The organism is Streptomyces sp. NPDC002403 (assembly GCF_053593015.1).
Map to the genome: position 1 here is coordinate 159,962 of NZ_JBSFBQ010000016.1, position 12,099 is coordinate 172,060.

The 12,099-nt window shown below is 69.5% G+C and carries 12 protein-coding genes; 5 read left to right on the top strand and 7 right to left on the bottom strand.

Features of this window, described 5'->3' with window-relative positions:
• Nucleotides 1-9: 9 nt before the first annotated feature.
• Nucleotides 10-1,299 carry an esterase/lipase family protein gene (locus tag ACWCPY_RS20005; protein ID WP_451266677.1) on the bottom strand — a complete coding sequence of 430 codons (1,290 nt, stop codon included), beginning with the start codon at nucleotides 1,297-1,299 and terminating at the stop codon, nucleotides 10-12.
• Nucleotides 1,300-1,684: 385 nt separating this feature from the next.
• On the opposite strand from ACWCPY_RS20005, the gene lpdA reads away from it, so the two are divergent.
• The gene (lpdA, locus tag ACWCPY_RS20010) at nucleotides 1,685-3,097 is read left to right on the top strand and encodes a dihydrolipoyl dehydrogenase (protein ID WP_451266679.1); all 1,413 of its coding nucleotides are present in this window, start codon (nucleotides 1,685-1,687) and stop codon (nucleotides 3,095-3,097) included.
• 100 nt (nucleotides 3,098-3,197) lie between these two features.
• Here lpdA and ACWCPY_RS20015 read toward each other — a convergent pair whose 3' ends face one another.
• A complete protein-coding gene (locus ACWCPY_RS20015; RefSeq protein WP_451266681.1) occupies nucleotides 3,198-3,665 on the bottom strand; it encodes a DUF5959 family protein in 468 nt (155 codons plus the stop codon).
• Between the two features lie 114 nt (nucleotides 3,666-3,779).
• On the opposite strand from ACWCPY_RS20015, the gene ACWCPY_RS20020 reads away from it, so the two are divergent.
• Nucleotides 3,780-4,313, top strand: a complete 534-nt coding sequence (locus ACWCPY_RS20020) for a GNAT family N-acetyltransferase (RefSeq protein ID WP_451266682.1) — start codon at nucleotides 3,780-3,782, stop codon at nucleotides 4,311-4,313.
• A gap of 302 nt (nucleotides 4,314-4,615) precedes the next feature.
• The gene (locus ACWCPY_RS20025) at nucleotides 4,616-6,160 is read left to right on the top strand and encodes an FMN-binding glutamate synthase family protein (protein ID WP_451266683.1); all 1,545 of its coding nucleotides are present in this window, start codon (nucleotides 4,616-4,618) and stop codon (nucleotides 6,158-6,160) included.
• Nucleotides 6,161-6,263: 103 nt separating this feature from the next.
• Here ACWCPY_RS20025 and ACWCPY_RS20030 read toward each other — a convergent pair whose 3' ends face one another.
• The 3 genes from ACWCPY_RS20030 to ACWCPY_RS20040 all read right to left on the bottom strand — a co-directional run bounded on the left by ACWCPY_RS20030 (nucleotide 6,264) and on the right by ACWCPY_RS20040 (nucleotide 8,301).
• The gene (locus ACWCPY_RS20030) at nucleotides 6,264-6,830 is read right to left on the bottom strand and encodes a hypothetical protein (protein WP_451266685.1); all 567 of its coding nucleotides are present in this window, start codon (nucleotides 6,828-6,830) and stop codon (nucleotides 6,264-6,266) included.
• A 182-nt stretch (nucleotides 6,831-7,012) separates the two neighbouring features.
• Entirely contained in the window at nucleotides 7,013-7,966 is a 954-nt protein-coding gene (locus ACWCPY_RS20035; RefSeq protein ID WP_451266687.1) for an HAAS signaling domain-containing protein, read from the bottom strand.
• On the bottom strand, nucleotides 7,963-8,301 hold the full coding sequence (locus ACWCPY_RS20040) for a PadR family transcriptional regulator (protein ID WP_362452847.1): 339 nt from the start codon (nucleotides 8,299-8,301) through the stop codon (nucleotides 7,963-7,965). Before ACWCPY_RS20040 ends, ACWCPY_RS20035 begins: the two co-directional genes overlap by 4 nt.
• 279 nt (nucleotides 8,302-8,580) lie before the next feature.
• Here ACWCPY_RS20040 and ACWCPY_RS20045 point away from each other — a divergent pair, with 279 nt between their 5' ends.
• Nucleotides 8,581-10,110 carry an alpha/beta hydrolase gene (locus ACWCPY_RS20045; protein WP_451266689.1) on the top strand — a complete coding sequence of 510 codons (1,530 nt, stop codon included), beginning with the start codon at nucleotides 8,581-8,583 and terminating at the stop codon, nucleotides 10,108-10,110.
• Nucleotides 10,111-10,311: 201 nt separating this feature from the next.
• Here the strand turns inward: ACWCPY_RS20045 and ACWCPY_RS20050 are convergent, their stop codons facing one another.
• Complete coding sequence (locus ACWCPY_RS20050) at nucleotides 10,312-10,686, bottom strand: winged helix-turn-helix transcriptional regulator (protein WP_451266691.1); 375 nt, start codon at nucleotides 10,684-10,686, stop codon at nucleotides 10,312-10,314.
• Nucleotides 10,687-10,764: 78 nt separating this feature from the next.
• Between ACWCPY_RS20050 and ACWCPY_RS20055 the strand changes: the two genes are divergently transcribed.
• Complete coding sequence (locus tag ACWCPY_RS20055; RefSeq protein ID WP_451266693.1) at nucleotides 10,765-11,175, top strand: RidA family protein; 411 nt, start codon at nucleotides 10,765-10,767, stop codon at nucleotides 11,173-11,175.
• A gap of 151 nt (nucleotides 11,176-11,326) precedes the next feature.
• On the opposite strand, the gene ACWCPY_RS20060 is transcribed toward ACWCPY_RS20055, so the two are convergent.
• Entirely contained in the window at nucleotides 11,327-12,019 is a 693-nt protein-coding gene (locus tag ACWCPY_RS20060; RefSeq protein WP_451266717.1) for an MFS transporter, read from the bottom strand.
• Between the last annotated feature and the right edge of the window lie 80 nt (nucleotides 12,020-12,099).

The window sequence follows — 12,099 nt, forward strand, 5'->3', positions numbered from 1 at the left end:
TCAGGTCCTTCAGGAGAGCCAGGTGGCGACCTGGGAGGTGGCCGCGCTGTGCCAGCCCAGTTCGAGGTGGTTGGCGGTCGCGATGGTGGCTTTGCCGCCGACCGTGGGGATGCCGGTGGTGTCGAGCGCACTGGAGACGAAGACGACGCCGTCGCTGGGGCCGCGGTTCTCGTTGAAGATGCCGACCACGTCGGGGGAGCCGCCGGCCAGCAGATAGGTGGTGACGGAGGCGGGTACTCCGGCGCTGTGCAGCGGTGCGATCAGCGATCCGGCGTCGATGGCGGCCTGGATGCCGCTGCCCGCGGTGTAGAAGCCCTGGCCGCCGTAGTAGGTCGTGTACCAGTCCTGTGCGGCGCCGTCGACTCCGTACGTGCCGTCCCAGCGTGCCAGCATCTGGCGCTGGCCGGGATAGTTGTCGTATCCGCCGGAGGGCGTCATCGAGAACTCGGGGTGCGCGGTGTACTGGCCGTAGCAGGTCATGCGGGAGTGCGGGGAGGGGGCGTTGATCTTTCCACCGCACTCGGGCCAGATGGAGAAGTCGTGGGCCCAGCCGTGGGCGTAAGGGTAGTCGTAGCCGCCGTTCGGACCGCCGAGCGTGATCAGCTTCCGTACGTCGTCGGCGTATGCCCGCCCCCAGCTCGGCTTCACGGACGACACATACGCGCGGGTCGACATCTCTCCCTTGCTCCAGCCGACCAGGTCGACCTTGCTCACGCCCAGCTTCGCCTTGATGACGGCGATGGCGTCGCCGACGATCTGCGCCTGCATCAGGTTGTCGCCCTGCTTGTGCGCGAAGCCGACGGCGAAGACGCGGTGGCCGCTCGCGGACAGGGACTGCATCAGCCCGGTGGACGGGCAGGACAGGGTTCCGCAGCCGTATCCGCCCGATTCGCCGGGGTTGGCCCAGGCACGGTCCGCGGTGTCGTTCGCGCCGTGGACGAGGAGGACGGGTGTGGTGCGGGCTCCGGTGTCCCAGCCGGGGGCGGAGTAGAGGAGGAAGCGGTCCGAGGAAGGACGGGAGACACCACCGAAGTAGGTGACTCGCTTGCCGTCCTGGTCGCCGCGGCCGTCCGAGGGATAGCCCTCGGCGCGGAAGCCGCTGGTGGTGTCGAGATAGCGGTCGACACGCTCCCAGCCGTTGGTGACGGTGCCCGCTCCGTAGCTCGCCTCAAGTGTGAGATACGCGGGTTGTCCGGCGGCCGCGGCGCTTGCGCCGGTGGCCGGCAGCCCGGCCACCACTGCCAGGAGCAGGGCGGGCAGCAGCCGCCACCGGCGCCCAGCACTCCGTCTGTACCGCATGTTCCTGCCTCCTTGGCCACGATGCCGATGCGACGCACACGCTAGGGAAGGGGCGACCGGGGAGGGGATGTGTGGGGGCCACACAAGCGGGGCGGTCCGTATGGGGTCAGGTGCCGGACGAGGCGATCTCCGGAAATGGACAGCAGGGTCCATGAACGGGGTGACAGGGCACGTGGGGTGATCAGCCGATCCTCGAAGTCCCCGGGGTGGGCGGACCACGACGGTCCCGGCCGGGACCGTCAGGCTGAACAACGCCGGACACCACCTACTCGAAGACCCGGGACCGACGCGGATGCATGACACCATTGCCGACTTCATCACCAAATGCGCCACCTGACCCCAAAGGCCTCACGGAACGGCAGATGAGATGAAAGAGGAAGAATTCATGACCGAGCAGGACGACCGATTCGATGTCGTCGTACTCGGCGCCGGTCCCGGCGGCTACGTCGCAGCCATTCGCGCCGCCCAGCTGGGCCGGAGCGTCGCCGTCGTCGAGGAGAAATACTGGGGCGGCGTCTGCCTGAACGTGGGCTGCATCCCCACCAAAGCCCTGCTGCGCAACGCGGAACTCGCCCATATCTTCACCCGGGAGGCTGCGGCCTTCGGCATCAAGGTCGACGGCGAGGTCTCCTTCGACTACGGCGATGCATTCCGCCGCAGCCGCAAGGTCGCCGACGGCCGGGTGAAGGGCGTCCACTACCTGATGAAGAAGAACGAGATCACCGAACTGGACGGCCGCGGCACTTTCCTCGATCCCCATTCCCTCCAGGTCACCGGCTACGACGGCAATACCCGGACCATCGGCTTCGAGCACTGCATCATCGCCACCGGCGCCACCCCCAAGCTGCTGCCCGGTACGAAACGCAGCGCGCGCGTGGTGACGTACGAGGAACAGATCCTCGCCGACGACCTCCCGCAGTCGATCATCATCGCGGGCGCCGGAGCCATCGGCATCGAGTTCGCCTACGTGCTGCACAACTACGGCGTAGAGGTCACAGTCGTCGAGTTCCTCGATCGCATGGCACCCCTTGAGGACGCCGAGGTCTCGGCCGAACTGGCCCGCCAGTACCGCAAGCTGGGCATCGAAGTCCTCACCTCCACCCGGGTCGACGCCATCGACGAGTCCGGCCCCCGGGTCCGGGTCACCGTCACGGGCAAGGACGGTGCACCACAGATCCTCGAAACCGACAAGGTCCTCCAGGCCATCGGCTTCGCCCCCAACATCACCGGCTACGGCCTGGAGAGCACGGGCGTGGCGCTCACCGGGCGCGGCGCGATCGACATCGACAGCCGCTGCCGCACTTCCGTCCCGCACCTCTACGCCATCGGCGACGTCACCGCCAAGCTGATGCTCGCGCACGCTGCCGAGGCCATGGGCGTCGTCGCCGCCGAGACGATCGCCGCCGCCGAGACCATGGAACTCGACTATGCGATGATCCCCCGGGCCACCTACTGCCGGCCCCAGATCGCCAGCTTCGGCTACACCGAGGCCCAGGCCCGCGACCTCGGCCACGACGTCAAGGTCGCCAAGTTCCCGTTCACCGCGAACGGCAAGTCCCACGGCCTCGGCGACACCACGGGCTTCGTCAAACTCATCAGCGATGCCACGCACGGCGAGCTCATCGGCGGCCACCTGATCGGTCCGGACGTCACCGAACTGCTGCCGGAGCTGACCCTGGCCCAACAATGGGATCTCACCGTGCACGAAGTCGCCCGCAACGTGCACGCCCACCCGACCCTGGGCGAGGCCGTCAAGGAAGCCGTCCACGGCCTGGCCGGGCACATGATCAACATGTGAGCCGCCGGAACAGGCGGAGATCCCCGGAAACAGCCCGCAGCCGAGAAGCCCGCCGCTACTCGCGCCGGGGCGCGGTGCCGACCGCCGGCGCCGCCTGAACTCACTGCCAGTAGTTCCTCGGCCTCGGCGTTGCCACCACCTCGTTGGGCCACGCCTGGCGGACCCGGTCGAGCTGCTCACGAAGCTCGCTGTCCCAGCCGTCCCCCGGATCCAGGACGACGCGTACCGAGACACCCGACTCGCCACTGTCGTCCACGGTGACGATGGGACGGGGCACCGAGAAGTGCCTGTCGATCTCGATCCGGATCTCGGTGTCGCCCCTGGCGGTCCAGCGGATGTCCCGCCCGTCGCACAGCTCGTCCAATGCCGTTGCCCAGTCGTCCATGGCTTCGGGCGACAAGCACAGCCCGAGACGCCCGTCGGCAAAGGCGCTGATGATGACGAGCTCGGCATCAAGGTAGTCGTTGTACGGCGTGTCCCCGGGCCTGTTCCGCCCCAGCACGCGCAGCCGGACACTGCTGGCCGGGTCGATCAGGCGGATCAGCTCCACACCGTCGCCCTCGTCCACGCACCCTCCCGGAACCCGTGTCGCCTCCGATCATCATGCACGAGTCGCGGACTGCCCCGGTGTGTGTTCCGTACGTGCTTGAAGGTTCGCTGTCACAGCGCCGATGGTCGCGGCATGCATGATGTGAACCTTTCGGACGGGGTTGTAGCCCTGTCTCCTCTGCGCCTGGACGATGTCGACGCGCACCTGGCGGGCGACGACGAGCTCCTGGTCCGGTGGCGCAGCGGCGAACCGGCGACCCGGGCCGGCACCGAGGCGTACTTCAGCCACTGCATCGAGCAATGGGCCGCATGCGGACCGTTGCGTGCGTTCGGGATCCGTATCCGGTTAGCCTTGGCCGGGTACATCGACCTGACATCCGATGTGGCGGGCTTGGCTCCCGGGCAAGTCAACATCTCCTACGCGCTCTACCCGGCCTGGCGAGGTCAGGGACTGGTGACCCGTGCTGTCCGCCTGATCTGCCAGTACGCCACAGCCGAAGGAGCGACTCAAGGAGTGATCCGGGTCGATCCGGAGAACTCCCTGCCGGCAGCGGTCGCGCGACGGTCGGGTTTCACCTATGACAAACAGCTACTGGAGGCGGATGGCAACCGAACCGACCGGTACCTCCTCAGCCTGCCTGACGAGGTCGGGCCACCGATCACATGATTGCCTCGCATGCCCGGGCCACAGCAGATGCGGCGGGGCGCCATCGACCGGGACATCTGGCTCGACTCCACAGTCGTCCGCTCCGTCGGCACGCCGCCGGTGCCCGCGCCGAGGGAGATGCCGGCCGTGCGGCCGGCCTCACGCACCCTGCCCCGTCCGCCCGGCCACGAGACCTCTAACATCATGTGGCGTTTCGTCGTCGGACGCCGATGCCCGCCTGCCGGTGTCCGCCGCCGGGCGCCCACGACGTCCGCCGCACATCGACGGAGTCGGGTATCGAGCAACCGAGGAGAGGAACGTTCATGCGCGCTCGGAGCATCGGCACGGCCGCCGCAACGGCATTGGCACTGGTGGCTGCCCGCGACCTCGTCCAGAAGAAGCACGCGCTGCTCAGAAACTTCCCCGTGATCGGGCACGCCCGGTACCTGCTGGAGACGATCGGGCCGGAACTGCGCCAGTACGTCGTGACGTCCAACGAGGAAGAGCGCCCGTTCAGCCGTGACCAGCGCACCTGGATCTACGCGTCGGCGAAGGAGGAGAACAACTACTTCGGGTTCGGGACCGACGTGGACGTCGAGCACGTGCAAGGGCACGCGTACGTGAAGCAGCGGACGTTCGCAGGCACGCTGCCCGATCTGCGCGACCCGCAGGCCCCGCTGCCCTCGGCCAAGGTGCTGGGCGGCCCGCGCGGGCGCGCCAAGGCGTTCCGGCCGGCGAGCGTCGTGAACATCTCGGCGATGAGCTTCGGATCGCTGTCCGGTGCGGCCGTCACGGCGCTCAACAAGGGCGCGGCGCTGGCCGGCGCGATGCAGAACACGGGCGAGGGCGGCCTCTCGCAGTACCACCGCAACGGCGGCGACCTCGTCCTCCAGATCGGTACGTCGTACTTCGGCTGCCGCAACGAGGACGGCACCTTCAACCTCGACAAGCTCAAGGAAGTGGTCGCGAGCGCCCCGGTCAAGGCGATAGAGATCAAGCTCTCCCAGGGCGCCAAGCCGGGGCTCGGCGGGATGCTGCCGGGCGCGAAGGTGACCCCCGAGATCGCCGGGATCCGTGGCATCCCGGCAGGCAAGGACTGTGCCTCCCCGTCTCGGCACACCGCGTTCCACGACGTCGACTCGATGCTCGACTTCGTGGAACTGCTCGCGACCGAGACCGGTCTGCCGGTCGGGATCAAGAGCGCTGTGGGGGAGATGAGCTTCTGGCAGGAGCTTGCCATGCTGATGTCCCGTGGTGATCGCGGGGTCGACTTCGTGACCATCGACGGAGGCGAGGGCGGCACCGGTGCGGCTCCCCTGATCTTCACCGACTCGGTGTCGCTGCCGTTCCGGATGGGCTTTTCCCGCGTCTACAGCACATTCGCCGAGCGGGGTCTGACCGACGACCTCACCTTCATCGGCTCCGGCAAGCTCGGCCTGCCCGAGAACGCCGCCGTCGCCTTCGCCCTGGGTGTCGACATGATCAACGTCGCCCGCGAGGCAATGCTGTCCATCGGCTGCATCCAGGCGCAGAAATGCCACACCGACAAGTGCCCCACCGGCATCGCCACCCAGAACCCGTGGCTGGTGCGCGGCGTCGACGCGCCCTCGAAGGCCACCCGGGCCGCTGTCTATCTGCGCACCCTGCGCAAGGAGTTGCTGAAGGTCTCGGGAGCTGTCGGTGTCGCCCACCCGGCACTCATCACCACCACCGACATCGAGATCATGAACGGCGACTACGACGCCCGCACCCTGGCGAGCGTCTACGGCTACAAGGACGGCTGGGGCGAACTCGGCCCGGAGCTGGCCCAGGAGATCACCGCGCTGCTCACCGCAGAACCGGCCGCTTTCCAGAGGCCTGTCGACTGACGTGTGACGAGTCGCCGGACCTGTGCGGCCGGCCGGTACAGGCCGGCCGCCCCGACGCCGACTCCACCACGACGAACGGTCCCCGGAAGAGACGCGGGGCGGGTCAGTCGATCGGGTCCGGACCGGCAGCGAGCGGGGGGAGGCCGTGGGCGGCCAGGACGCGGTCGGCGAAGCCCGGCTCGGAGAGGGGGACTCCATGGGCGGCGAGGAGGGTGAGCAGGTCCGCGAGTCGGCGCGGTTCGGTGCCCCGCAGTTGATGGCCGGGGGCGAGACCGAGGACGCCGACGAGCGGTCCGCGGCCGGTGGTGGGGGTCGTGGTCAGGCGCAGCCGCATCGTGAGGCGGGCTGCGTCCGAATCCGGGTCCTCGCCGAAGGCCATGTCCAGGCCCGCGATGTCGTGCCAGCGGTAGCGCCGGCGCAGCAGTGCCCTGGAGAGGGTGAGGCCCTCGCTGTCGGCGCGCACCCAGAAGCTGAGGGGCGCGGGCAGAGCGACGACGAGGACGACCGCGGCGGCGATCAGCAGGCTGGGGCCGACGCCCAGCCGATTCACCGCGCCGCCCGCGCCGAGCGCGACCGCTGACAGGAGGCCCAGAAGGCATCCGGGGCCTACGCCCGAGAAGCGCCACAGGAAGCCCAGGCGCACGGTCCGGAACCGGTTCGTCGTGTCCACAGGCTCAACCCTGGGGCCTTGATGTCACCATTCCGCCACGCTTCCAGCGCCCTTGTGCCACAGATCCACAGCGGCCACACGCTGTTCGCGGGCCCGGTGCGCGGCGCTGGAGTCGCGCGGGGCGGCCCTCGCCACCGTCAGCAGCTCATCCCGCGGTCTTCGGGACCGGTGGACCGCCGGGCTCAGTTCCGCGCCTCGCGGAACCGCTTCACCACCTCACGCGCGCTGACCGCGAGGACCCCCACCGCCGCCACGGTGTAGAGGGACTGCGGGGCCTGCCAGCCTCCGTTGGCGTCGGAGAGGAAGGCCGGGTTGAACAGGTCCTGCCGGTGCAGGACCCACGCGAGCGGCAGTGCGAAGGCCGCCTCGGCGGCGATGCTCCAGGTTGCCGACGTCCGCGTCCACACCCGCACCGCCCGGATCGCGTCGAGTGTCACGAGGCCGGCGAGCCCGGCCAGGATCGGCCAGATCCACCCCGACCACAGGCCCGGGTCGAGGACGTCGAGGCGTGTGCCGCCGTCGGTGCGGTACGGCTGCGCGGTGTGCTGCCAGACGATCAGGGCGATCAGCAACGCGTGCCAGGCCACCCGGACGTAGGCTGCCGCGCTGCGCTCCTTCGGCGCGCCGCGGTCGGGCAGGTCGTCGGGGGTCCAGGTCCCGCCGGCCGCGCCGGGCCGCTTGCCGGACCGCTCGATCAGGGCGAACACCACGGTGAGCCAGGCGATCATCTGGGCGCCGACGGTGAGCACAGCCCCGACGGCCCCGCCGATCACCTCGCCGACCCCTTTTCCGTCCAGGATGTCGAGTGCCGCGCTCAGGGCGGTGACCACCGGCAGCACGGTGGACAGCAGGACCGTGAGGAGCCGTACGTACGTCGGGTAGAGGCCGGGCCCGATCAGTGCGAGCGGCCGGTCCGCGTACCGGGCGGCGAGCCGGATCGGGTCGCCCATCTCGGTGAGCACCTCGCGCTCGGAGGTCTCCGGGGCGGCCGGGCCGCGGGCCTCGACGGTGTCGGCGATGGTGGCGCGCAGTTCGTCGGCCACGTCGCCGCGCTGGTCGGGCGGGATGCGCCGGACGACCTCCACCACGTAGCGGTCGGTCAGCGTGCCGGTGCCGGACGCATGCAACTTGCTCAACGGTCCCCCTTGGTCAGTCGCGATATGGAGGCGCCGAGTTCCTGCCATTCGCGCAGCAGTCCGGTGCGGACCAGGGCGCCCTCGGGGCTGACCCGGTAGAACTTGCGCGGTCTGGACTCGTCGGTGTTCCACTCGCTGCTGAGCAACCCCTGTTTCTCCAGGCGGCGCAGCAGCGGATAGAGGGTGTTGCCGTCGACGGCGATCCCGGCGTCGCCGAGCGTCTCCAGGAGTGCGTAGCCGTACTGCGGCTCCTCCAGGAGCGCCAGACAGGCCAGGACGACCGTGCCGCGGCGTAGCTCCTGGGCCTGGCTGAGGATCAGTTCATCGGTGCCCACGTACGGCACAATACTGTGTGCCACACACTATTGTCACGCAATGGCCTCGGGGGAGTGCTGGAGACGGAGTGATCCAGCAGCAACCGCGCCGGACTGTGCGTCAAGCCCGGCCTGCTCCGGGGGACTTCTTACCCGATACCGCGACGCGGCGTGAGGCACGGGCGGCCACCCGTGAAACGGCTGGGGCCGGCAGACCGAGGATTCTCGGGGGACAACCCCACCCGGTTTCGGGGATTTCCCGGAGTGTGCCGAGGTGTCCCGCCGCCCTAGCGTGCGGGCATGTCAACTTCCCGATACATCAGGGCCTTCGCGGCGTGCGCGGCGGTGCTCGCCGTCACCGCGACGACTACTGCCACCGCCGCCACCGCCCCGGACCCGCTGGCCCGCTTCCACAGCCAGCACGTCGACTGGCACGCCTGCGCCCTCGGCGCCGACGACGAGCTCGGCCATTCGCTGGACGCCGCCGGAGCCGACTGCGCCGACATCACCGTGCCGCTCGACTACGCCGAACCCGGCGGTCGCACCATCACCGTGGCCATATCCCGACTGAAGGCCACCGACACCGCCCACCGCGTCGGCCCGCTGCTGCTCAACGACGGGGGACCGGCCGGTCCCAGTCTCCACATGCCACTGACCAAGTCGGAGGTGATGGGAGAGGTCGCCGACCGCTACGACCTGATCGGCATGGACCCCCGTTTCGTCGGCCGGAGCACCCCGCTGGACTGCGGCTGGGACCTCGGATCCGCCCTCGTCCGCTCCGCGGGTGCCGACCGGGCGGCATACCGCCAGGAGGTCGCCGTCGCGCGCGAGCTGGCCGGGCGGTGCGAACGCGCCCACGGTGACGTGCTGCCGTACGTCACCACCCGCAACACCGCCCGCGACATGGACGTCATCCGCGCCGCCCTCGGCGAGAACGCCCTCTCCTACCTCGGCTACTCCTACGGCAGTTACCTCGGCGAGGTCTACACCCAGCTCTTCCCCGGCCGCACCGACCGCATGGTCCTCGACGGAGTCAACTCCCCGGCGTACTACAGCCAGAACCTGCTCCACGGCGCCGAGGCGGCCAACGAGGCAGCCCTGCGCGCGTGGGCGTCGTGGGCCGCGGCGCGGCACGGTACCTACGGGCTGGGCACCACACGCGGCGAGGTCCTGGCAACGGTGGAACGCATCCTCGACGCAGCTGCGCGGGAGCCGCTGCGGATCGGCGAGACGTACCTGGTGGACGATCACGTGCTCCCCTCCGTCTTCATCGGCGGCCTCGGCAGCGACCTCGACGAGCGGCGCGCCGACCTGGCCGGGACCGTACGCATCCTGGCGCGTGCTGCGGACCGGGAGCCGGTCGAGCCGTCCGCAGCACTCGCCGGTCAGCTGGAGTTCCTGCTGACCGGAACGGGCTCGGCCTCCTCCAGCCAGATGACCGCGATCATCTGCGGCGACGTGGCCGAGTGGCGCGGCGTCGACAGCTACTGGCGCGCGGTCGAGGAGTCCCGCGAGCGGTCCCCCCTCGCCGGGCCGCTGGCCAACAACATCACCCCCTGCGAGTTCTGGGACCGCCCCGTCGAGGCGCCGACCGTGCTCGACAACGACGTCCCGGCCCTGCTCGTCAACGCCACCGGTGACCCCCGCACCCTCTACGCCGGCGCCAAGGCCATGCGTGAGCAGTGGCCGGGCTCCCGGCTGCTCACCGTGAAGGGTGCCCGCCAGCACGGCCTGTACGGCGAGTACGGCAACTCCTGCGTCGACGAGCGCGTCAACGCCTACCTGCGCACGGGGCGGCTCCCCGCGCACGACCCGACCTGCGAGGCGTAGTGGCGAGGCCCAAGGCCACCACCGAGGACTGCTTGTCGCTTCGCCGTAGCTTCGGGTGCAGCGTCCGTGAACCCCGCGAGTGCACGGAAACTGAAGGTTCATCATGGTGAACCCGCGGATCCGCCGACCCGACTCCGGGTGGTGGTTCCGTGCTTCCCCACCGCTTTCCCCGCCCCGGCGCCGGGGCGAGGCGGGGAAGGATCAGAGGCCTGATTCGTCTTCCCGTGTGTCGAAGGCCTCGCGTGCGCGTGCGATGGCGTGCATGTTCTCCGAGGCCCACGCCAGCAGCGCGTCGACCGGAGACCGAAGGGTCTTGCCGAGTGGTGTGATCCGGTAGCTGACCGCCACCGGGCGGGTGGAGACGACCTCGCGCTCGATCACGCCGTTCCGTTCGAGTCGTCGAAGCGTCGCGGTCAGCGACTTCTGCGTGACCTGGGGGATGGCCCGGCGCAGTTCGTTGAAGCGGCACGGGCGTTCGCAGAGCTCATCGAGGACGCTGAGCGACCACTTGTCGAGGATCTGGTCGAGCAGTTCGCGGTGCGGGCGGTCGATGCGGAGTCCATCGTCGGTATCCATGACGAAACCTGGTCTCGTTGAAGTGTCTTTCTTCTACTAGGTAGCTTATGGATACCTGGTTCGAAGGGGGAAGCAACCATGACAGTTCAGCACTTCACGCCGGAGGGCATGCTGCAGCCGGTCCCGTACCACCACGTGGCCATGGGCACCGGGACGAAGCATGTTCACGTCAGTGGGCAGGTCGCACGCCGGGCCGACGGGACGCCGGTCGCGCCCGGCGATCTGGCCGGGCAGGTCGCCCAGGCGCTGCGCAACACCTCCGTCGGGCTGGCGGGCGCGGGCGCGTCGTTCGCGGACGTGCTGCGCCTGACGTTCTACGTGACCCGGTGGAGCCCGGAGAAGACCGTCGACTTCATGGCAGGTGTGGAGGCTGTCGCCGATGAGATCGGGCTCCGGCTTCCCATGCCGCCGGCCTCCCTCATCGGCGTCGAGTACCTCTTCGAGCCGGATGTGCTCGTCGAGGTCGAAGCAACCGCGTTGCTCGGCTGATTCCCGGGGCGGATGCCTTTTCGGGGTGTGCTCGATCCGCCCGGCGATGCCGAGGACGGGGAAGAACAGGGTGCCCGCCCCCTCGGGGCCGTAGATGACGGTGAGCGGGCCGGTGAGGGTTCACATGCGACAGGCGCTCCCGGCGGGCGCGTCACAGCTCTGACAGTCGTGACGCTCTGCCGTTGTCCGGATCGCCGTCGCCGCCTGGAGTGGCCACATCATCCGGAGTCAGGGAATGGATGCGCGGTATCGGCGAAGCCAGTAGCCAGAGCAATGACAGCGTTCCACCAGCGGCGCCGATGAGCAGTGTTTCCCGTAGGCCGAAAGCGGTGGCGACCAGGCCGCCGACAACGGCCCCGATGGGACGTATGCCGTAGTTGATGGTGCTGAAGGCGCCCGCCACGCGGCTGCGCATGCCGTCGGGGATCACGCTGGTCTGGAGGGAGTTGAGGTTGACGTCGAAGAGCATGACGCCAACCCCGGAGAGGAACTCCGCCGCGGCCAGCGCTCCCGCGCGGGCCCAGAGCGGGCCTCCCGCGCCGGCTGCGATGGCGATGGGCGCCGGAAACAGCACGGCTCCCACAACGATGCTGCGCCCCACACCGATACGTCGCGAGATCCGCGGGGCGAGGACGGCACCGAGGAAGGCGCCGGTCGAACCGGCACCCAGAGCCAGTCCGATGACTCCCGCGGACAGTTCCAGGACGCGGCTGGCGAACAGGACCATCAGCCCGCCGCCTGCGACAAAGGTGAAGAAGTTGATCGTCATCGCGCAGCAGAGCCCGGCACGCAGCACCGGGTGCCGGGCGACGAAGGCCATCCCCTCCCGGGCACGTCGAAGCAGTGGAGGAACCGCTGCTTCTTGAGGTCGGGGGCACGGCCGCGAGGACGGCCGGGAGCTCCGGCGCGGTGGGGAGCCTCGGT